A 21,834-nucleotide genomic window follows, 5' to 3' on the forward strand; every position below is an offset into this window, starting at 1 on the left:
TCCATCATGAACCAGAAATATATGATTTATATGTACCTGCTAAAGGCCAGAACATTCATCGCGCTGCTGCTGGTGATTGCGTTCTTTAGCGTGATGGTACCGAATTTCCTGACCACGTCTAACCTGCTGATTATGACGCAGCATGTGGCAATCACCGGGCTTCTGGCCATTGGCATGACGCTGGTGATCCTGACGGGCGGCATCGACCTGTCTGTGGGCGCCGTTGCCGGGATCTGCGGCATGGTGGCGGGCGCGCTGTTGACCAACGGCCTGCCCATCTGGGGCGGTAATATCCTCTTTTTTAACGTGCCGGAGGTGATCCTCTGCGTCGCCCTGTTCGGCATCCTCGTCGGGTTCATCAACGGCGCGGTAATTACCCGCTTCGGCGTGGCGCCGTTTATCTGCACCCTCGGCATGATGTATGTCGCCAGGGGCTCCGCCCTGCTGTTTAACGACGGCAGCACCTACCCCAACCTCAACGGGATGGAGGCGCTGGGCAACACCGGTTTCGCCACGCTGGGCTCCGGCACCCTGTTGGGCATTTATCTGCCTATCTGGCTGATGATTGGCTTCCTGCTGCTGGGTTATTGGATCACCACCAAAACGCCGCTTGGTCGCTATATCTACGCCATCGGCGGCAACGAGTCCGCCGCGCGCCTTGCCGGCGTGCCGATCGTTAAAACAAAAGTCTTTGTATACGCCTTCTCCGGACTGTGCGCGGCCTTTGTCGGACTGATTGTCGCCTCGCAGCTGCAAACCGCGCATCCGATGACCGGCAATATGTTTGAAATGGACGCCATTGGCGCCACCGTACTGGGCGGAACCGCGCTGGCGGGTGGGCGCGGCAGGGTATCCGGCTCCATTATCGGCGCTTTCGTCATCGTCTTTCTCGCCGACGGGATGGTCATGATGGGCGTCAGTGACTTCTGGCAGATGGTCATTAAAGGGGTGGTTATCGTCACCGCCGTGGTGGTCGATCAGTTCCAGCAAAAGCTCCAGAACAAGGTCATTCTGATGCGCCGCCATGAAGAAAAGCTGGCGGCGGCGCCCTCGGCAAAAACCGCATCAAGCTAAACCGCATCATTCCGCCGGGCGGAGGCTGCCCGGCTTAAACAGGAGAAAAAATATGCAACGCAATTTTCAGGGGAAAACCGTGGTTATCACCGGGGCATGTCGGGGAATTGGCGCCGGCATCGCCGAACGCTTCGCCCGCGACGGCGCAAATCTGGTGATGGTGTCCAACGCGGAGCGCGTCCACGACACCGCAGAGCAACTGCGCCAGCGCTATCAGGCGGATATCCTGTCACTGCGGGTCGATGTGACCGATGAGGCGCAGGTGCAGTCGCTGTACGAGCAGGCCGCCGCCCGCTTCGGGACTGTCGATGTATCCATCCAGAATGCCGGAGTCATCACCATCGACTATTTCGACCGGATGCCGAAGGCGGATTTCGAAAAAGTGTTGGCGGTAAACACTACCGGGGTATGGCTGTGCTGTCGTGAAGCGGCAAAATACATGGTTAAACAGAATCAGGGCTGCCTGATCAACACCTCGTCAGGTCAGGGGCGGCAGGGCTTTATCTACACCCCGCATTACGCCGCCAGCAAGATGGGCGTTATCGGTATCACCCAGAGCCTGGCGCACGAGCTGGCGCCGTGGAATATCACCGTCAACGCCTTCTGTCCGGGCATTATCGAAAGCGAAATGTGGGATTACAACGATCGCGTGTGGGGCGAGATTCTCAGCAGCGAAGAAAAACGCTACGGCAAAGGGGAACTGATGGCGGAATGGGTGAAAGGGATCCCGATGAAACGGGCCGGGAAACCCGAGGATGTCGCCGGGCTGGTGGCTTTCCTTGCCTCTGACGATGCGCGTTACCTTACCGGGCAGACCATTAATATTGATGGCGGCCTGATCATGTCGTAATCCCCGCCGGGGACTATGTGGAGAGAAATCACTATGATCGCAAAAGATTTTGCCCGGCAGTTATTTAACCTCGAAGGACGCGTCGCCTTCGTTACCGGCGCGGGTAGCGGTATCGGCCAGATGATAGCCTGGGCCCTTGCCAGCGCGGGCGCGCGCGTGGTCGGTTTTGACCTGCGGGAAGACGGCGGGCTGAAAGAGACCGTACAGAATATCGAGGCCATCGGCGGGCAGGCCGCCCTCTACGCGGGCGATGTCCGCCAACTCAGCGACCTGCGCGCGGCCATCGCTTTCACCCACGAACGTTTTGGTCGCCTCGATATCGCGGTTAACGCCGCCGGGATCGCGAACGCAAACCCGGCGCTGGAAATGGAAAGCGAGCAGTGGCAGCGGGTGATTGATATCAACCTGACGGGCGTGTGGAACTCGTGCAAAGCCGAAGCGGAACTGATGCTGAAAAGCGGTGGCGGCGCCATTATTAATATCGCCTCTATGTCCGGAATCATCGTGAACCGGGGCCTTGATCAGGCGCATTACAACAGTTCGAAAGCCGGCGTGATCCATCTTTCGAAAAGTCTGGCGATGGAGTGGATTGAGAAAGGGATTCGGGTCAACTCCATCAGCCCGGGTTATACCGCCACGCCAATGAATACCCGCCCGGAAATGGTGCATCAGACGCGGGAATTTGAAAGCCAGACGCCGATTCAACGTATGGCGAAGGTGGAAGAGATGGCCGGTCCGGCGCTGTTTCTCGCCAGCGATGCCGCGTCGTTTTGCACGGGGGTAGATTTGGTGGTGGATGGCGGGTTTATCTGCTGGTAAACATTCGCCCGCAGCCAGTGAAGACTGCGGGCTTTCATTTTTCTGAATCTCAGCAATGGCCTGAAGCCGGAAAGCGTCAGGCGCCCGCGATTACCCGACTCTCCACATCTCTTCTTACTGTGTATGTAAACAGTAAGCGTTTTTTTTCAGAAAACGTTTAGATCTACATGCCGGGAAACAGTACGCCGTTGCCTGGCGCTTCGCGATCCAGATGAATAAAGTTCAGATGGCGTTCATACTGGTCGAGAATATCGGTAATCACCTGCTCTTTGCTGTAGTCCATCAGGTCGTTACCCTGACTGCCTTCCAGCAGGAAAGTTTCCAGACGATAGTAGGTCGATTTACCACTGCGGGCACGGTAGGTGAACCCCGGCACCGCGTACTGCTGCGGCCAGATCTGGTAGATAAAATTCCGTTCGTCGCCCATGTATACCCGCAGATCCAGATGGCCGAGGTTTTCGCCCTCTTCCGGCGGCAGGCTTTTTAGCGCTACCCTGGCGCCGCGCAGTGTGAGCTCCTGGGCCACTTCTTCCATCGCCGGGAAGCATACCGTCTCCATCATCTGGCGGGTATAGCGCGTGCCCGGATAGTTCATCAGCCGCGATAAGCGTTTTTTCCAGCTCAGCCGATCCTGTACGCCCATCGGACGCGGCGCGGTGTGTCGGCTGGCGCTTTCCCGGCGATAATCCTCGACCTTCAGCGATTTATACAGCCCGGCCATGACAAAGAATATGACGAAGCTAAACGGTAGCCCCATGATGACCGTGGTGTTCTGCAGCGCGGAAATACCGTTTGTCATCAACATGCCGAGCGTCAGCAGGCCGATGGCGACAGACCAGAAAATGCGCAGCCAGTTTGGCGCATCGCTGTTAATGTCTTTTAGCTTTGAAGTAAAGTTACCCAACACCAGCGCGCCGGAATCTGCGGAGGTCACATAGAACAGCAGGCCTGTGATTGTCGCCACCGAGGCGCTGAAGGTGAACGCCGGATACTGGGCCAGCAGGCTGTAAAATCCACGCTCCGGATGCGCCATCGCTTCGGATGCAAAGCCTGCATCGCCGTGAATAATTTCGTACAGCGCGCTGTTGCCAAACACCGACAGCCACAGCAGGGTAAAGGTGAACGGAATAATCAGCGTGCCGAAAACGAACTGACGGATCGTACGCCCGCGCGAAATACGCGCCAGGAACAGGCCGACAAACGGTGACCACGCCACCCACCACGCCCAGAAGAACAGCGTCCAGTTGTTCATCCACTCGACCGGGCGATCAAAAGCAAAGCTGTTCAACGTCATGCCCATAAAGCGATTCACGTAATCACCCACGTTAAGCACCAGCGCATTGAGCAGGAATGACGTATCGCCCATAAACAGCACAAACAGAATCAGCCCCAGCGCCAGCGCAACGTTCAGTTCGGACAGCACGCGAATGCCCTTATCGACGCCCGAGGTGACAGAAATTGTGGCGATAATCACCGACAGCACTATCAGCGCCGCCTTTGCCGCCATTGAGTCCGGGATATCGAACAGCACGCTAAGCCCGTAGTTCAGTTGCACCACGCCAATCCCGAGGGTGGTGGCGATGCCGAAGATGGTGCCAATCACCGCCGCGATGTCCACGCTGTGTCCTATCGGTCCGTTGATTCGTTTACCAAAGATGGGATAGAGCGCCGAACGAATGGTCAACGGCAGGTTATAGCGATAGCTGAAGTAGCCCAGCGCCATGCCCATCAGCGCATACATCGACCAGCCGGTCAGACCGTAGTGAAACAGGGTCCAGACCATCGACTGGCGAGCCGCTTCGACCGTCTGCCCCGCCCCTTCCGGCGGCTGCATATACTGCGTGACCGGTTCCGCGACCGAGAAAAACATCAGGTCGATACCAATTCCGGCGGCAAATAACATCGCAGCCCAGCTTAGCAGGCTGAATTCTGGTTTGGACTGCTCAGGCCCGAGCTTCACTGAGCCAAAGCGCGAACAGGCGATAAAAATGACGAAGACGATATACAGCGTGGCGGCCAACAGATAATACCAGCCGAAGGTTTTCGATACCCAGTTCAACGTCTTGCCGATCCAGGCGGCGGAGAAATCACTAAAGAAGAGCGTGGTCAGGGAAAACAACAAAATCAGCCCGGCGGACGTAAAAAAAACAACCGGATTGATTTTGTCTTTTTCTCTGCACGAGGGAAGGTCTGACATCCAGTATCCTCACTTTTATTGCAACTATTTGAAATCAAAAACGTAACAATTAATACACATTTATATTGAACGTTCAATCAAAAACCGTTCTAATAGATAAACAAAACTGATGAATGGAGTCCGAAAATGCCCAAACTGGGGATGCAACCGATTCGGCAACGGCAGCTGATTAACGCCACGCTGGAGGCGATCAATGAGGTGGGAATGCACGATGCGACGATCGCGCAGATCGCCCGCCGCGCCGGGGTTTCGACCGGCATCATCAGCCATTACTTCAGGGATAAGAATGGATTGCTGGAGGCGACGATGCGCGACATCACCAGCCAGCTCCGCCATGCGGTTTTGCATCGGCTGCGTGCGCTCCAGGGCGCCCGTGCCGAACTGCGCCTGCGGGCCATCGTCGCGGGGAATTTTGACGACACGCAGATAAGCCACGCGGCGATGAAAGCGTGGCTGGCCTTCTGGGCCAGCAGTATGCATCAGCCGATGCTGTATCGCCTTCAGCAGGTTGCCAGTAAGCGTCTGCTGTCGAATATCGTCTACGAATTTAAGCGTGAACTGCCGCGCGAGCAGGCGCAGCAGGCGGGTTACGGACTGGCGGCGCTGATTGACGGGCTTTGGCTACGCGCCGCGCTGAGCGGCGAACCGTTTAATCTGAGTCTCGCCCAGGCGCTGACCACCCATTTCATCAGTCAGCATTTGCCGAAAGCCACTGACTAAACGAGGAGAACGCATGTCGCGAATGGCAGAACAACAGCTTTATATAGACGGTGGTTATACCGCCGCCGCCAGCGGTCACACCTTCGATACCATCAATCCTGCCAATGGCGATATTCTGGCGACGGTTCACGCCGCAGGGCGTGACGATGTTGATCGCGCCGTAAAAAGCGCCCAACGCGGACAAAAAATTTGGGCGGCGATGACCGCGATGGAACGTTCGCGCATTCTGCGCCGGGCGGTGGATATTCTGCGCGAACGCAATGACGAGCTGGCCAGACTGGAAACGCTGGATACCGGAAAGCCGTTCAGCGAAACCGCCAGCGTGGATATCGTGACCGGCGCGGACGTACTGGAGTATTACGCCGGGCTGATCCCGTCACTGGAAGGCAGCCAGATCCCGCTGCGCGAGTCCGCTTTCGTTTACACCCGCCGCGAGCCGTTGGGCGTGGTGGCAGGGATCGGCGCATGGAACTACCCGATTCAAATCGCGCTGTGGAAGTCTGCTCCGGCGCTGGCAGCGGGCAATGCGATGATCTTCAAACCCAGCGAAGTGACGCCGCTCACCGCGTTAAAGCTGGCGGAAATCTACAGCGAAGCGGGTCTGCCGGACGGCGTATTTAACGTGTTGCCGGGCGCGGGTGCGGAAACGGGCCAGTATCTGACCGAACATCCCGGCATTGCCAAAGTGTCGTTTACCGGCGGGGTTGCCAGCGGCAAAAAAGTGATGGCGCATTCCGCGGCCTCCTCACTGAAAGAGGTCACGATGGAGCTGGGCGGTAAATCGCCGCTGATTATTTTCGAGGACGCCAACGTTAATCTGGCTGCCGACATCGCCATGATGGCGAATTTCTACAGCGCCGGGCAGGTCTGTACCAACGGCACCCGCGTGTTTATCCCGACAAAGATGAAAAGCGCCTTTGAACAGACGATCCTCTCCCGCGTGGCGCGAATTCGCGCAGGCGATCTGTTTGATCCTGCAACTAACTTCGGGCCTCTGGTCAGCTTCGCGCATCGGGAAAACGTTCTGCGCTATATCGAAAGCGGCAAGCGCGAAGGCGCAACGCTACTGTGCGGCGGCGGCGCACTGAAAGGCCGCGACGTTGAACATGGCGCGTGGGTTGCGCCAACGGTGTTCACCGACTGTCGCGACGAGATGACCATCGTACGGGAAGAAATCTTTGGCCCGGTCATGTCAATCCTCACCTATGAGCGCGAAGACGAGGTAATTCGCCGCGCCAACGCGACCGACTATGGTCTGGCGGCAGGCGTGGTCACGCAGGATCTCAACCGTGCGCATCGGGTTATCCACCAGCTCGAGGCCGGGATCTGCTGGATCAACACCTGGGGGGAATCCCCGGCGGAAATGCCGGTCGGCGGCTATAAGCACTCTGGCATTGGTCGTGAAAACGGCGTGATGACGCTGCAAAACTACACCCAGGTAAAATCCATCCAGATCGAGATGGCCCCCTTCCAGTCCGTCTTTTAACCAGGAGGTCTCATTGCATTTTGACTATATCATTATTGGCGCCGGTTCTGCCGGCAACGTACTGGCAACACGACTGACAGAAGACAGCAATACCACCGTTCTGCTTTTAGAGGCGGGCGGCCCGGACTACCGTGCGGATTTTCGCACTCAGATGCCCGCGGCGCTGGCCTATCCCCTTCAGGGGAAACGCTATAACTGGGCGTATGAAACCGAGCCGGAACCGCACATGAATTATCGCCGGATGGAGTGCGGACGCGGCAAAGGACTGGGCGGTTCCTCGTTGATTAACGGCATGTGCTATGTTCGCGGCAACGCGATGGATCTCGACAACTGGGCAAACGAACCCGGACTCGAACACTGGAGCTATCTCCACTGCCTGCCCTACTACCGTAAGGCGGAATCGCGCGATATCGGCGCAAACGACTATCACGGCGGCGACGGCCCGGTCTGCGTGACCACCTCGAAACCCCATGTGAATCCTTTGTTCGACGCGATGATCGAGGCGGGCGTACAGGCCGGTTATCCGCGCACGGACGATCTTAACGGTTACCAGCAGGAAGGCTTTGGCCCGATGGATCGCACCGTAACGCCGCAGGGACGTCGCGCCAGCACCGCGCGCGGCTATCTCGATCAGGCAAGAAAACGTCCTAACCTGACGATAATCACCCACGCGCTGACCGATCACATCCTCTTTGATGGCAAAAAGGCGGTGGGCGTGGAGTGGCTGGAAGGCGACGGCACCATTCCGACCACCGCCACAGCGGAAAAAGAGGTGCTGTTATGCGCCGGGGCGATTGCTTCGCCGCAGATTCTGCAGCGTTCCGGCGTTGGCGACGCGGCGTTGCTGAAAGCGTTTGCTATTCCGCTGGTTCATCACCTGCCCGGCGTCGGCGAAAACCTGCAGGATCATCTGGAGATGTACCTGCAATACGCCTGTAAAAAACCGGTCTCACTGTACCCGGCTCTGCAATGGTGGAATCAACCGAAGATCGGCGCCGAATGGCTGTTTGGCGGCACCGGCATTGGCGCGAGCAACCATTTCGAAGCGGGCGGTTTTATCCGCAGCCGGGACGCGTTTACCTGGCCAAACATTCAGTATCACTTTCTGCCGGTCGCGATCAATTACAACGGCTCGAACGCGGTTAAAGAACATGGCTTCCAGTGCCACGTCGGCTCTATGCGCTCGCCAAGCCGCGGCCACGTCCATCTTAAATCACGCGATCCGCGCGAGCACCCGGCAATTTTGTTTAATTACATGTCGACCGACCAGGACTGGCAGGAGTTTCGCGACGCCATTCGCATTACCCGTGAAATCATCAACCAGCCCGCGCTGGATCCCTTTCGCGGACGGGAAATAAGCCCTGGCAGCGACTGCCAGAGCGACGAACAACTGGACGCGTTTGTGCGCGAGCACGCCGAGACGGCGTTTCATCCCTGCGGCACCTGCAAAATGGGCTTTGATGAAATGGCGGTCGTGGACGGCGAAGGCCGGGTTCACGGCGTGGAAAACCTGCGCGTGGTGGACGCTTCAATCATGCCGCAAATCATCACCGGCAACCTGAACGCGACCACAATCATGATTGGCGAAAAGCTTGCCGATGCTATTCGCGGTCGCGCCCCGCTGGCAAAAAGCACAGCCAGCTATTACGTGGCGGGCGACACGCCGGTGCGCCAGGCGCCACGGCGGTAACGGTCTGTACGGTCTGATAACGCGGCGCGTATCAGGCCGCTTCCGAATACCCATAACGCTTCTATACTGAAAAGACATTCCTTTAAAAGAGAACGTTATGCCGTTACCCGATTTTCACGTCTCCGAACCCTACACCCTCGGCATTGAGCTGGAAACGCAGGTGGTTAATCCACCGGGCTATGACCTGAGCCAGGATTCTTCGCGGCTGATTGCCGCCGTGAAAGACCGGGTCACCGCCGGTGAAGTCAAACATGACATCACCGAAAGCATGCTGGAACTGGCGACCGATGTGTGTCACAACATCGACCAGGCCGCCGCACAGTTTTCCGCCATGCAGCAGGTGATTCTCCACGCCGCGGCGGAGCACCATATTGAGATTTGTGGCGGGGGCACCCATCCGTTTCAAAAATGGCAGCGGCAGGAAGTGTGCGATAACGAGCGCTATCAGCGGACGCTGGAGAATTTTGGCTACCTCATTCAGCAGGCGACCGTGTTTGGTCAGCACGTACACGTCGGTTGCGCCAGCGGTGACGACGCGATCTATCTGCTGCACGGGCTGTCACACTTCGTGCCGCACTTTATCGCGCTCTCTGCCGCTTCGCCTTATATGCAGGGTTCTGACACCCGTTTCGCCTCATCGCGGCTGAATATTTTCTCCGGTTTTCCGGACAACGGTCCGATGCCGTGGGTCAGTAACTGGCAGGAATTTGAGGGGCTATTCCGTCGGCTCAGTTACACCAGCATGATCGAAAGTATTAAAGATTTGCACTGGGATATCCGACCGAGTCCGCATTTTGGCACCGTGGAAGTGCGGGTGATGGATACGCCGCTCACCTTGTCTCATGCCGTCAACATCGCGGGACTGATTCAGGCGACCGCGCACTGGCTTTTGACCGAGCGACCGTTTAAACACCAGGAACGCGATTACCTGCTGTATAAGTTCAACCGCTTTCAGGCCTGCCGTTACGGGCTGGACGGCATTCTGACCGACGTACATACCGGCGATCATCATAAACTGTCAGAGGACACCCTGCGTCTGCTGGAGAAAGTCGCCCCCTCGGCGGATAAAGTGGGCGCAGGCAGCGCGATCGAGGCCCTGACCCGTCAGGTGAGAAACGGCGGCAGCGAAGCGCAAAAGATGCGGGAATTTGTCGCCGATGGCGGGTCGTTGATTGGTCTGGTGAAAAAACATTGCGAGATCTGGGCGGGGTAACAGGACGGCGTTTGCGTTGTCCGGCGTAATCCCGGACAATGGCTTTTTTAACTCACATTTAACAATGCCATGAAACACCCGCTTGAATCGCTGATGACTGCCGCCGGTATTTTGCTGATGGCTTTTCTGTCCTGCCTGTTGCTGCCCGCTCCGTCTCTGGGACTGACGCTGGCGCAAAAGCTGGTTGACGCCTTTCATCTTATGGATCTCAACCAGCTTTATACGCTGCTGTTCTGCCTGTGGTTTTTAGCGCTTGGCGCTGTCGAATATTTTGTGCTCCGCTACGTCTGGCGTCGCTGGTTTTCGCTGGCCGGTTAAGCCCGTGAAGTCGCGCATGCCGTGCACCAGCGCTTCGCACCACGCGGTGTAGTCATGCCCGCTCGACCACGGATGAAAACTGACCGTGTAGCCCTTTTCTTTGAGTACCTTTTCAAACGCCAGCGTGTTGCGATAAATGCCGCCGTTCGGCCCTTCCTGTTCAAAACGCCCGGCTTGTAGCCAGAAGGTAATCGGGTAGCGCGGCGAGTTCTGATACTGCCGCGTCAGCCAGGCGGGCGCCTCCCCGTGCGGCGCCCACCAGTAGGAGCCGGAAAGACTCAGCACATTGCCAAACAGCCGTGGGTAGCGCAGCGCCACCCACGACGACGCCAGTCCCCCGTAGCTGGACCCGGCCAGCACCGTTTTCTGCCGCTGGAGGGATATGCCCCGCTGCGCCAGCCAGGGCGTCAGCTCGTGCGCCATGAAATCGGCAAAGTCCGGGTTTGGCGGCAGCTCTTTTCCACGACGCGGATGATCGAGCGAGTCCACAAATACCACATTGATCGGCGGAAGCTGATGGCGGGCAATCAGACCGTCAACTATCCGGTCGATATGGTAGTCATCAAGGTAGGTTTTACCGTCAAACAGGATCAACGTCCAACGCGCCGGCTGCGCCACTCGCGGACGGTAGAGAGCGATTTCCCGGCGATTGCCTAACCGTTCGCTTTTCAGCATCTGACGGGTTAGTGCGCCGTGCGTCAACGGCTGTGCAGCGGCCTGCGCCGAACAAAAACGCGGCGGGCCAAGATCGATTAACGACGACTGGTTCCAGCGATCGGCATGCTTATCGCCGATCCGCAACGGGTTATAAGGATCGGCCTGCGCGCTGACCAGGATCGCGCGTCGCTGATCGCGGGGCGAACCGCTGACTTTTGGCACATCCGGCGCCAGTTTGTACTGCATAACCGTATCCGCAGGCACAACATAGCTGCGAAACCAGACGTCGGAATGGCCGAGTCGAAACAGCGGATCGTGCTCGCCTGCCGGCGAGCCAAACAGAAAAACGTTTTGCTTCGCGCCGCGCCAGAGAAAGGTGATCCGTTTATGGTTAGCGTCGACAGGTTCGACCAGCGGCGTACCGTAACGCTGCCGATCCTGCCAGAAATCCGCGGTTCCCGCCCCGGCGGCAATCGCTTTTTCCAGCCGCTGTAGCGTCGGGCTGACAGGGGAAATTCGCTGCGTGCGCGGCAGCGGCGTCGTCTCTTTCATCTGCCAGCTAAACTGCCAGCGCGCGCCTTCGTTACCATGCAGCACCAGCGAGGTAGTCTGCTGTACGGGTAACGAAAACAGCAAATGATGCTCGCCATCGTCGGGGCCGTCTTCCAGTAACGTGCGGATACGCCGGTTTTGACCGTCGAGCAGACGGGCATCGGTGACGCCGGACAGCGTTGCGGAAACATAGTTTTCGTTTAGCGGATGAAGGACAAAACAGACTTCGCCGCTGGCATCAAATTTTCCCTGCTGCTCGCCGTAGAGCGAGGGAGTCGAACAGGGCATCGCCTGAGCCGACAGGGTTCCCAGCCCCAGGAGCAAACCACTCCACGCCATTTTCATTGGCTAACCGTTCCTGAAGAAATGTGTTAGCCACGCTAATGTAAATGGGAATGATTTGCAATAAGATTTGTAAGCGGAATGTTACTCTGCCTGTCGCGGCCTGATAACACTATGCCGGGTGTGTCCGGCTGTGGTTCTCTTTGCGGTAGGCGCCCGGCGGCTGATTAAACGTGCGGGTAAAGATGCGGGTAAACGTCTGCTGCGAATCAAAACCGTAGCGCAAACAGATATCGTATACTTTTTCGTCGGATTCGCGCAAATCCCGCGCCGCCAGCAGCAGCTTACGCTCGCGGATGTAGCGTCCGAGACTCTCCCCTTTGTACTGCATAAAAAGACGCTGCAAATGCCACTTGGAATACCCCGCGTGGCGGGCGATATCGTCAATACGCAACGGTTGATTCAAATTTTCATCAATCCATTCGACAATGGTGTCGATTACCTGAGCAGAAATGGTCATTCAGCACTCCTCTCCTGCAAATTGCTCGTGTTCTCCCACCATGCCGTGAACTGTTGCGCCGGATCGTCGAGCTTCACCGGTTCGCCCAGCGTCGGAGTGAGCAGGCGGTAGGGTTTATGACGGCTGGCCAGCGCCAGCCGCTTATAAGGATCATCCCAGGTGTGTTTCGCCAGCACAAAACGTCCGGCATGCCCCGGTAAGATGGCTCTGGCGCGCAGATCCTGTGCCGCCTGAGCGGTTTCCTCCGGCATCATGTGGATGTATTTCCAGTCCGGGTCGTACTGACCGTTTTCCATGATCGCCAGGTCGATCGCGCCAAACTGTTCGCCAATCGCCCGAAAGTGCGGGCCGTAGCCAGAGTCGCCGCTGTAGTAAATTTTCTGTTCCGGCGTTTCAAACAGAAAACTGGCCCACAGCGTCTGGTTACGCTTGATGCCGCGTCCGGAAAAATGGCGGGCGGGCAGTACGTGAATATAGAGCCCGTCATCCACCCGCACAGACTGGTGCCAGTCACGCTCCTCAATGATGTCGCCGTTCATACCCCAGTACCGCAAATGCGAACCGACGCCGAGCGGCGTAATCACTCGCTTCACTTTTGGCATCAACGCCTTGATGGTGGCGTAATCCAGATGGTCATAATGATCGTGAGAAATGATCAGCAGATCGATCGCCGGCATTGCCTGGGCGGTCCAGGGGTAATCGCCGACAAACGCTTTGTTGAGAAAAGAAAACGGCGCCGCATAACGGCTGAAGACCGGGTCGATCAGAATGCGTTTTCCGCCGAGCTGCAAATACCACGACGAGTGGCCGAGCCAGATCAGCGTGTCCCTGTCCGCGGGCAGAGCTGCAATATCGGTCGCTACCAGCGGTAACGGCTGCGCCGGACGCGCGTTCTCTCGCTTTGCGACCAGGAATGCCCACCAGGCCGCCAGCAGACTTTTATTTCCGGTATAGCCCGGCCCTGGCACCTGATTATGGAATTGCCCATCACGATAATTGACGGACTGTTCAAACTGGCTGAGCTGAGCCCCTTGCGGCGCCTGACCGAAGCCAGCATTGAGGACAAACGGTAACGTTGCGGCACTGGCAATGATCATCATAATAACCACACAAACTGTGAGACGCTTCATATCCTGACCTGAAAACGCGCTCCCGTCCGGTAGTCTGCGCGGCTGACTCTTGATTATGAGTGAGTAAGCACTCATTATAGAAATCGGAAATTTCGCGTCAAGACGTTTTTCAATCTTTGACATTCCACGTTGCGGCGCTGCAAAGGCCGTGTTTCAATTCGGGTTTTAGACTGATAAGGGTAAAATGTAGTGGCTCGTCCGAAGAGTGAAGACAAAAAACTGGCATTACTGGAGGCAGCAACCACGGCAATCGCGCAGTCCGGGATCGCGGCTTCTACCGCCGTGATTGCCCGTAATGCAGGCGTGGCGGAAGGAACATTGTTTCGCTATTTCGCGACCAAAGACGAGTTAATTAACGAACTTTACCTCCATCTTAAGCACAGCCTGTGTCAGTCAATGATCGCCAGGCTGGATCGCTCGCTAACCGATGCCAAAGCGATGACCTTTTATATCTGGAGCAGCTATATCCGCTGGGGGCTGGAACAGACGCACGGGCACCGCGCGATACGCCAACTGGCGGTCAGCGAGAAAATTACCAAAGAGACAGAACAAAAGGCCGACGCCATGTTTCCTGAGCTGCACGATCTTTGCCACCGTGCGGTCCTGCCGGTCTTTATGTCAGACGAATATCGCGCCTTCGGCGACGCGCTGTTTTTAACTCTGGCCGAAACCACCATGGAGTTTGCCACTCGCGAACCGGCTCGCGCCAGTGAGTTTATCTCTCTCGGTTTTGAAGCGATGTGGCGCGCCCTCACCCGCGAGGAATTCTGATGAATGATAAAACGCTGTATGATTGCGCGCGCCGTCTGGCGCTGGCTTTTCCGTTTACCGAACATTGCTGGCCGTTTGGCCCGGAATATGACGTCTTTAAAGTGGGCGGTAAGATCTTCATGATTGCCACCGACGTAAACAATCGCAGAGTGATTAATCTGAAGTCCGATCCGCAAAAATCGCTGTTAAATCAGCAGATATACCCGAGCATCACGCCTGGTTACCACATGAACAAAAAGCACTGGATTTCCGTCACGCCCGGCGACGATATCAGCGAGTCGCTGCTGGAAGAACTGGTCAACGATTCGTGGAATCTGGTAGTTGACGGTCTGACGAAGCGCGACCAAAAACGGATCCGCCCGCGCTGATTGGTCGTGACAGACGATAACTGTTTTCGCAATTTCTCACTTATCATCTGCCGGAGAACCTTGTACCCTGCGGGGTAATAAAACAAACCGGGAGTAGTTATGGATATCGTATCAGTTGCCTTAAAACGTCATTCCACCAAGGCCTTCGACCCCAGCAAAAAACTGACCGCTGAACAGGCAGAAAAGATAAAAACGCTGCTGCAATACAGCCCGTCCAGCACCAACTCTCAGCCGTGGCACTTTATTATCGCCAGCACCGACGAAGGCAAGGCGCGCGTCGCGAAGTCTGCCGCCGGAAACTATGTGTTTAATGAACGCAAAATGCTCGACGCTTCACACGTGGTGGTGTTCTGCGCCAAAACGGCGATGGACGACGCCTGGCTGGAGCGCGTGGTCGATCAGGAGGAGGCGGATGGTCGCTTCCCGAACGCCGAAGCAAAAGCGGCTAACCACAAAGGCCGCACCTTCTTCGCCGATATGCACCGTAAAACCCTTCACGATGATGCGCACTGGATGGCAAAACAGGTTTACCTGAACGTGGGGAACTTCCTGCTCGGCGTCGCCGCGCTGGGGCTGGACGCCGTACCTATCGAAGGCTTTGACGCTGAGATCCTTGACGCCGAATTTGGCCTGAAAGATAAAGGGTTCACCAGCGTGGTCGTGGTCCCTGTCGGTCATCACAGCGTCGAAGATTTCAATGCTTCACTGCCGAAATCCCGCCTGCCGTTATCCACCACCCTGACGGAAGTGTAACTGTTCAGATAAGAATGCCAGGCAGCAGTCCGTTGCTGGCTGGCAAATTATCAGGACATTCCTCATTACTTCCCCGCGCCATAAGTCCTGAACTGGATCAGAGTTTTCTCGCACCCGCAATGGCGAATAAATACACTTATGATTTATTCCCGGGTTTTATCATGTTCCCCACTCACTCTCTTTTTCGCCTGAGTGCGCCGCCCTCACTCAGACTGGTAACACTGGGGTTGGGCTGCCTGTACTGGCTTTTGATCGTTCACATCCCCTGGCCAAACAGGGGTGATTACGGCATGAACCTGCCGATGAATCTGCTGAGCTGGTCGGCAATTTGCCTTCAGGCGCTCATCATCTGGTTGCTACTGAAAGCGGATAAACTGCGGCTTACTCCAACATTTCTGCTGTTACTGGCTGGCGCGATCCTGTTCACCCTCCCTCTGCTTTGGTCACCCCATGCCGGATTATCCATTGCCCTCCCCCGCATCGTCGGCATATGGGGCGGCGTACTGATTTATCTCGCCCTGGTGCAACAGCCTGTACGCGAAAAAGATATCGTCGCGCTTTTTTATCTGTTAGCGTCCGCGGCAATTATTGAGACCGCTATTTCACTGGCCGGGTTTTACTGTCCGGAAATATTACCTTTCCCGCTTAAAGACCTGGCAGTTAATTATAAAGGCTATGCCCCCGGCATTTTCCAGCAGCTGAACGTTACCGCCTCATTTCTGGCAACGGGATTACTGGCGCTTCTTTTTTTGCTGGCCGATAAGCGCCGCACGTTGCTTAATCCGCGTACTGAACTCGTACGTTTAGCCGTGCTCAGTACATCGTTGCTCGTAATATCGGCTACGCTGGTGCTGTTTCATTCCCGGATCGGCTGGCTTGGCGGTGTATGCGGAATGATTTGCGCCTCGCTCCTGTTCGGTCATCACTCCTTCCGCGACCGCACGACGTTATATCGCCGTTTTCTGATCGTAATTTTGCCCATTGCTGGCTGTATTATGGGTAGCCAGTTGCTTAATCAGTCCGTATCGGATTCGTTAATCCACGAAAGCTCAACCCATCAGCGATACTTAACGCTGGAATATACACTGCGAATGATACTGATACATCCCTGGCAAGGCTGGGGAATGGGAATGTTTGAATCTACGTACCAGCATTTTATGGCCACGCTACCTTTCGCTAACCCCAACAGGGAAATGATGCAGCATCCCCATAACGAAACGCTATTTATTTGGTGGGAAGGTGGCGCGGTAGCGCTGATGGGCGGGCTATCTGTTTTTATGGGATGGATCAGTTTATTTCGTCGACGCAAAAACGTATGGCAGTGGGCAGCGTTGCTGACGACATTGCCAATTTTGCTGCATACGCAGGTCGAATTCCCGCTTTATTATTCAGTAGCGCATTTTTTTGCCATTTTACTGCTTATGTCCGCAGCGGACGGACGTCATTCACGCTGTCAGGTACCTCTTCGTCCCCTGCGCCCCGTTCTCGCCGCCCTCTCGGTGTATGGCATCGTGCTCTCACTACAGCTCTTTCGTACCAGCATAACGCTGGGTAATTTTGAAACCGGCAGACTGGAAGCGCCGGACAGTATCGCACAGTTGGATGTCCCGTGGCTGATGCAGCTGCGCTGGCAACGCGCCCTCTCGCAGTTACATCTGCTGCATTACAATCAATCAGGGGATCTTGCGGAACTCAAGCGGTATGCCGGAGAAAATGCGCAATGGATAACACTGCATATGGAAGAAGACGCCTATAACGATCAGATTGCTATTTTAGCGTTTCTGCGCCGCGACCAGGAAGCGCAAACGTTAAAAGAATATGCGCAGCGTCTGATGCCGTGGGACAAAAGATTCAGGTCGTAACAGGGTTCCATCCTTCCAGTCGCGGGAGCCTGAAGCTGGCAAAATTTGCATAAACTCCGTACAGCGGTCATCATAGGCCGCTGTTTTATAAAGGAGACGTTATGCAGGATTTAATTACCCAGGTCGAAGATTTAGCGGGTATAGAGATAAATCACACCACGTCGCTGGTGATGATTTTTGGCATTATTTTCCTCACCGCCGTGATTGTGCATATCATTTTGCACTGGGTGGTTCTACGCACATTCGAAAAACGCGCCACCGCCAGTTCGCGCCTGTGGCTGCAAATTATTACGCAAAATAAATTATTCCACCGCCTGGCGTTTACCCTTCAGGGGATCATCGTCAATATCCAGGCGGCGCTGTGGCTGCAAAAAGGCAGCGAGGCGGCAGAAATGTTAACCACCTGCGCGCAGCTGTGGATCATGATGTATGCCCTGCTGTCGCTGTTCTCCCTGCTGGACGTGATTTTTAATTTGTCGCAGAAATTACCGGCGGCATCTCAGCTTCCGCTCAAAGGCATCTTTCAGGGAATCAAACTGATTAGCGCGATTATCGTTGGCATTCTGATGATTTCGCTGTTAATAGGCCAGTCGCCAGCGATTTTAATAAGCGGCCTGGGCGCGATGGCGGCGGTGTTAATGCTGGTGTTTAAAGATCCAATCCTGGGGCTGGTCGCCGGGATCCAACTGTCCGCCAACGACATGCTTAAGCTGGGCGACTGGCTGGAGATGCCGAAATACGGCGCGGACGGCGCGGTGATCGACATCGGACTGACGACCGTAAAAGTGCGTAACTGGGATAACACCATCACCACCATTCCGACCTGGTCGCTGGTCTCTGACTCATTCAAAAACTGGAGCGGCATGTCGGCTTCCGGTGGTCGGCGTATTAAGCGCAGCATCAACATTGACGCCACCAGCATTCATTTTCTTGATGAAGATGAAAAAGCGCGCCTGTATAAAGCGCAACTGCTGAAACCCTATTTAGATACCCGTCATCAGGAAATTGACGCCTGGAACCAGCAGCGCAATGCGCCGGAATCCGTATTAAACCATCGCCGGATGACCAATATCGGCACCTTCCGCGCCTATCTGAACGAGTATTTACGTAACCATCCGCGCATTCGCCAGGATATGACGTTAATGGTGCGCCAGCTCGCCCCGGACGATCACGGACTGCCGATGGAAATTTATGCTTTCACCAATACCGTGGTCTGGCTGGAATATGAAAGTATTCAGGCCGATATTTTCGACCACATTTTTTCGGTGGTGGAAGAGTTTGGTTTACGCATTCATCAGTCGCCGACCGGCAACGATATTCGCTCGCTGGCCAGCGCATTGCCGAAATAACTCAGGTACTGGCGCGCGAAACATAGCGCCAGTTCATCATCACCCTTTCCGTCGGCGCATCCGGATTATCGATCTTATTTAAAAGCAGCTCGACCGCCTTGCGCCCAATATCCCGCGACGGTTGTTCGATGGTGGTCAGTGAAACCATTTCCGCCACTTCCGTGCCGTCAAACCCTACCACGGCGATATCTTCCGGCACCCGCAGCCCGGCCTGTTCAATGGCGCGTAGCGCCCCTGCCGCCAGCGTGTCGGAAACAGCAAATACCGCATCCGGCGGGGTATTCTGGAGTAACGCTTGCATCGCCTTCCTGCCCGCGCCGGAACTGAGATCGCTGGCGTATTCCACCGCCTGGTAATCGAGATCGCGAAGGTGAATGACGCTCTTATAGCCACGCTCACGCAGGCGGGCGTATTTATAGCTCAGGTCATGGTTGATAAGCGCAATACGCTGCCGTCCGCTGTCGGCAAGCTGACTGACCACATGCTGCGAGGCATCGACGTCGTTAATTCCCACGCAGGAAACCGCGCCCGCATCGGCGTATTCCGCACACTGTACCCACGGCGCGTTGCCAATCAGTTCCGCGAGTTCCGGCAGTTTCGAGAAGGCATCCATGGTGATAATGCCGTCGACGATTTTGCCGGACAGCAGGCTCAGGCCCGAACGGGAACGTTCGATATCGGAACCGGAATTGCACAACAGAATCCGATAGCCATTTTTCTCCGCCTCTTCTTCAATGCCTTTGACCACTTCAGCGCAAAACGGATTCGCGATATTAGAGACCATCACCAGAATCATATAGCTTCGTGCGGTGCGTAACTGCCGCGCCAGCAGGTTTGGCTGATAGTTACTCTCTTTGATCGCCTGCAGCACCCGCTCGCGGTTTTTCGCCTTCACCGTATCGCTGTTATTGAGCACGCGCGACACCGTAGCCACCGACACGCCAGCCAGCCTGGCGATTTTCTGAATAGACATAACGACGACACATCCTGCGGTTAGCGTTTTGTGCAGGCTATCATAAATTTGTTGCCCGGCGAACCGGGCGACGTGTCATTGTTCAACGCACACCCAGCGCTGCTGCTGATGGCTTTTCACAATGGCGTCAATGATATACATCACGTTAGCGCCGTCATGGAAGGTTGCGAACTGCGGCGCCTCCGGCATCGCTCCCGTCTGCACTGCCCGGTAGAACTGCGCCAGCATATTTTTGAAGGCATCCGGCCAGCCTTCAATGTGTCCACCGGGAAAGTGGGCGCTGTCGGCCACGTCAGGGTTCATCAGCCCTGGATCGTCGCTCAGCGTCTGATTGGCCTGCGCGCGATGGCCGATCCATAGCTGCTGCGGGATTTCCTGATCCCACGCCACTGACCGCTCGCTGCCATTTACCTCAAACGCCAGGCGGTTTTTGCGCCCGGCGCTCACCTGCGAGACGCTAAAGCTGCCTTTGCTGCCGTCGTCAAAGCGGAACAGCACCGAACCAAAATCTTCGGTGGTGACCCGCTTGTCTTCGTACTGCGCGTTTTCATCGTGGGAAAAGGTCTGGTTTCCCCCCACGCTGGCCTTACGCGTCGGCCAGACGATGGATAAGTCGGCCATCACCTCCGTAATGCGCCTGCCGGTGACAAACTGCACCGTGTCGCACCAGTGGGAGCCGATATCCGCCACCGCCCGCGATGCGCCGCCCAGCGCCGCATCCACCCGCCAGTTGTCGTCGGTTTCCAGCAGCATCCAGTCCTGCAAATAGCTGCCGTGCGAGGCAAACAGCCGCCCGATGCTGCCCGCGCGCATCATACTCGCCGCCTGGCGCACCATCGCAAACTGGCGATAGACGAAGCTCACGCCGTGCACCACGCCCGCCTGCTCCGCCAGCGCCACCAGCTCGCGCGCCTCGTCCGGGGTCATGCACAGCGGTTTTTCGGAAAATACGTGCTTACCCGCACGCAGGATCTTGCGGTTGATCTCCGCGTGCAGATGGTTCGGCGTGCAGTTGTGCACCACGTGCAAATCAGGGTGCGCGAGCAGTTCTTCCACGCTGGCGCAGGCGTGCGGCACGTTAAGCTGGCGCGCTTTCTCCTGCGCCCCGGCAAACACACCGTCGCAGAGCGCCACCACCTGCACAAACCCGAGGCGCCTGAGCGCCTCGATATGCGCCGGGCCGATAAACCCGCTGCCGATAATGCCAACGTTAATCATCGTTGCCCCCTGCGGCGAAATCATCAAACGCGCGTCCGGAAACGGGAATAATGTGGCGGCGGATAAACGCGCTGCCCTCCCTGGCGCCGGTATCGCCCTCCTTCAGGCAGCACTCCCACTCCAGCACCGCCCAGCCGTCGTAGTCGTACTGGGTCAGCTTGCTGAAGATGCCCCGGAAGTCGATCTGCCCGTCGCCGAGCGACCGGAAGCGGCCAGCGCGGTTGATCCACGGCTGATAGCCGCCGTACACGCCGCTGCGCCCGCTGGGGCGGAACTCGGCGTCCTTAACGTGAAACGCTTTTATACGCGTATGGTAGATGTCGATAAAAGTCAGATAATCCATCTGCTGCAACAGCATATGGCTTGGGTCGTAGAGTATGTTGCAGCGCGGATGGTTATCCACCAGCGCCAGAAAACGCTCGAAGGTCACGCCGTCATGCAGATCTTCCCCCGGATGCAGCTCAAAGCAGACGTCAACGCCCTGCTCGTCGAAGGCGTCCAGAATTGGCCGCCAGCGGTTTGCCAGTTCCTGAAACGCTTCCTGAAAACGCTGCTCGTTATGCGGCGGCCAGGGGTAGAAAAACGGCCACGCCAGCGAGCCGGAGAAGGTGGCATGGGCCTTCAGGCCTAACCGGGCGGACGCCACCGCCGCCTGCTTCAGCTTTTCCGTTGCCCACGCCCGGCGCGCCGCATCGTCACCGCGCACGGACGCGGGCGCGAAGTGGTCAAACGCGTCGCTGTAAACCGTGTTTACCGCCACAAGCTGCCCTTCCAGATGGGTCGACAGTTCGCTGATGACCAGCCCATGCGCGGCAAGCTTACTGGTAATGTCATCGCAGTAGGCCTGGCTCTCTGCGGCTTTCTCGACATCAAAAATGTGCGGATGGTTACAGGGGATCTGCACCGCTTTGTAACCCTTCGCCGCTGCCCAACCTGCCAGCCCGTTAAGCGTGTTGAACGGCGCGTTCTCACCAATAAACTGCGACAGAAAAATACCCGGTCCCTTAATCGTTTTCATACCCCCTCCTGAAC

At 56.6% G+C, this 21,834-nt stretch carries 20 protein-coding genes; 13 read left to right on the forward strand and 7 right to left on the reverse strand.

The genetic code is table 11. From position 1 onward, the window contains the following. Nucleotides 1–6 precede the first annotated feature (6 nt). From HVX72_RS15430 to HVX72_RS15440, 3 genes are read left to right on the forward strand one after another with little or no spacing between them, the layout of a single operon-like run. On the forward strand, nt 7–1,074 hold the full coding sequence (locus HVX72_RS15430; protein ID WP_042285659.1) for an ABC transporter permease: 1,068 nt from the start codon (nt 7–9) through the stop codon (nt 1,072–1,074). Nucleotides 1,075–1,126: 52 nt separating this feature from the next. Beyond that, the gene (locus HVX72_RS15435; RefSeq protein ID WP_181821822.1) at nt 1,127–1,924 is read left to right on the forward strand and encodes an SDR family oxidoreductase; all 798 of its coding nucleotides are present in this window, start codon (nt 1,127–1,129) and stop codon (nt 1,922–1,924) included. Between the two features lie 33 nt (nt 1,925–1,957). Next, the gene (locus tag HVX72_RS15440) at nt 1,958–2,743 is read left to right on the forward strand and encodes an SDR family oxidoreductase (protein ID WP_042285664.1); all 786 of its coding nucleotides are present in this window, start codon (nt 1,958–1,960) and stop codon (nt 2,741–2,743) included. A 163-nt stretch (nt 2,744–2,906) separates the two neighbouring features. Here the strand turns inward: HVX72_RS15440 and HVX72_RS15445 are convergent, their stop codons facing one another. Continuing rightward, entirely contained in the window at nt 2,907–4,940 is a 2,034-nt protein-coding gene (locus tag HVX72_RS15445; protein WP_181821823.1) for a choline transporter, read from the reverse strand. A gap of 126 nt (nt 4,941–5,066) precedes the next feature. On the opposite strand from HVX72_RS15445, the gene betI reads away from it, so the two are divergent. From betI to HVX72_RS15470, 5 genes are all read left to right on the forward strand, one after another. Beyond that, nucleotides 5,067–5,660: a transcriptional regulator BetI gene (gene betI / locus HVX72_RS15450; RefSeq protein ID WP_042285669.1), complete on the forward strand. Its 594-nt coding sequence runs from the start codon at nt 5,067–5,069 to the stop codon at nt 5,658–5,660. A 13-nt stretch (nt 5,661–5,673) separates the two neighbouring features. Continuing rightward, complete coding sequence (gene betB, locus HVX72_RS15455) at nt 5,674–7,146, forward strand: betaine-aldehyde dehydrogenase (protein WP_042285671.1); 1,473 nt, start codon at nt 5,674–5,676, stop codon at nt 7,144–7,146. A gap of 13 nt (nt 7,147–7,159) precedes the next feature. Further along, nucleotides 7,160–8,836: a choline dehydrogenase gene (betA, locus tag HVX72_RS15460; RefSeq protein WP_181821824.1), complete on the forward strand. Its 1,677-nt coding sequence runs from the start codon at nt 7,160–7,162 to the stop codon at nt 8,834–8,836. 97 nt (nt 8,837–8,933) lie between these two features. Next, complete coding sequence (locus tag HVX72_RS15465) at nt 8,934–10,049, forward strand: YbdK family carboxylate-amine ligase (RefSeq protein ID WP_042285676.1); 1,116 nt, start codon at nt 8,934–8,936, stop codon at nt 10,047–10,049. Between the two features lie 69 nt (nt 10,050–10,118). Then, a complete protein-coding gene (locus tag HVX72_RS15470) occupies nt 10,119–10,367 on the forward strand; it encodes a DUF1158 domain-containing protein (RefSeq protein ID WP_042285680.1) in 249 nt (82 codons plus the stop codon). Here HVX72_RS15470 and HVX72_RS15475 read toward each other — a convergent pair. The 3 genes from HVX72_RS15475 to HVX72_RS15485 all read right to left on the reverse strand — a co-directional run bounded on the left by HVX72_RS15475 (nt 10,296) and on the right by HVX72_RS15485 (nt 13,508). Then, nucleotides 10,296–11,921, reverse strand: a complete 1,626-nt coding sequence (locus HVX72_RS15475) for an alpha/beta hydrolase-fold protein (RefSeq protein ID WP_181821825.1) — start codon at nt 11,919–11,921, stop codon at nt 10,296–10,298. The two genes, HVX72_RS15470 and HVX72_RS15475, sit on opposite strands and share 72 nt — an antisense overlap. 109 nt (nt 11,922–12,030) lie before the next feature. Further along, nucleotides 12,031–12,378 (reverse strand): RamA family antibiotic efflux transcriptional regulator, encoded by a 348-nt coding sequence (locus HVX72_RS15480; RefSeq protein ID WP_042285684.1) that lies wholly within the window; start codon nt 12,376–12,378, stop codon nt 12,031–12,033. After that, entirely contained in the window at nt 12,375–13,508 is a 1,134-nt protein-coding gene (locus tag HVX72_RS15485; protein ID WP_181821826.1) for an MBL fold metallo-hydrolase, read from the reverse strand. The genes HVX72_RS15480 and HVX72_RS15485 overlap by 4 nt, the downstream gene beginning before the upstream one ends. A 189-nt stretch (nt 13,509–13,697) precedes the next feature. On the opposite strand from HVX72_RS15485, the gene HVX72_RS15490 reads away from it, so the two are divergent. From HVX72_RS15490 to HVX72_RS15510, 5 genes are all read left to right on the forward strand, one after another. Next, nucleotides 13,698–14,279, forward strand: a complete 582-nt coding sequence (locus HVX72_RS15490) for a TetR/AcrR family transcriptional regulator (RefSeq protein ID WP_042285688.1) — start codon at nt 13,698–13,700, stop codon at nt 14,277–14,279. Beyond that, on the forward strand, nt 14,279–14,647 hold the full coding sequence (locus HVX72_RS15495) for an MmcQ/YjbR family DNA-binding protein (RefSeq protein WP_042285689.1): 369 nt from the start codon (nt 14,279–14,281) through the stop codon (nt 14,645–14,647). The genes HVX72_RS15490 and HVX72_RS15495 overlap by 1 nt, the downstream gene beginning before the upstream one ends. 99 nt (nt 14,648–14,746) lie before the next feature. Then, on the forward strand, nt 14,747–15,400 hold the full coding sequence (nfsB, locus tag HVX72_RS15500) for an oxygen-insensitive NAD(P)H nitroreductase (RefSeq protein WP_042285692.1): 654 nt from the start codon (nt 14,747–14,749) through the stop codon (nt 15,398–15,400). 290 nt (nt 15,401–15,690) lie between these two features. Further along, entirely contained in the window at nt 15,691–17,262 is a 1,572-nt protein-coding gene (locus tag HVX72_RS15505) for an O-antigen ligase family protein (RefSeq protein WP_181821827.1), read from the forward strand. A gap of 101 nt (nt 17,263–17,363) precedes the next feature. Next, complete coding sequence (locus tag HVX72_RS15510) at nt 17,364–18,611, forward strand: mechanosensitive ion channel family protein (protein WP_181821828.1); 1,248 nt, start codon at nt 17,364–17,366, stop codon at nt 18,609–18,611. 1 nt (nt 18,612) lies between these two features. Here the strand turns inward: HVX72_RS15510 and HVX72_RS15515 are convergent, their stop codons facing one another. The 3 genes from HVX72_RS15515 to HVX72_RS15525 all read right to left on the reverse strand — a co-directional run bounded on the left by HVX72_RS15515 (nt 18,613) and on the right by HVX72_RS15525 (nt 21,820). Next, on the reverse strand, nt 18,613–19,584 hold the full coding sequence (locus HVX72_RS15515) for a LacI family DNA-binding transcriptional regulator (protein ID WP_181821829.1): 972 nt from the start codon (nt 19,582–19,584) through the stop codon (nt 18,613–18,615). A 75-nt stretch (nt 19,585–19,659) separates the two neighbouring features. Further along, nucleotides 19,660–20,802, reverse strand: coding sequence for a Gfo/Idh/MocA family oxidoreductase (locus HVX72_RS15520; protein ID WP_181821830.1), 1,143 nt, complete (start codon nt 20,800–20,802; stop codon nt 19,660–19,662). Continuing rightward, on the reverse strand, nt 20,795–21,820 hold the full coding sequence (locus HVX72_RS15525; protein WP_181821831.1) for a sugar phosphate isomerase/epimerase family protein: 1,026 nt from the start codon (nt 21,818–21,820) through the stop codon (nt 20,795–20,797). The genes HVX72_RS15520 and HVX72_RS15525 overlap by 8 nt, the downstream gene beginning before the upstream one ends. Between the last annotated feature and the right edge of the window lie 14 nt (nt 21,821–21,834).

This window comes from Citrobacter sp. RHB21-C05, assembly GCF_013889015.1.
Classification (GTDB): domain Bacteria; phylum Pseudomonadota; class Gammaproteobacteria; order Enterobacterales; family Enterobacteriaceae; genus Citrobacter_A; species Citrobacter_A sedlakii.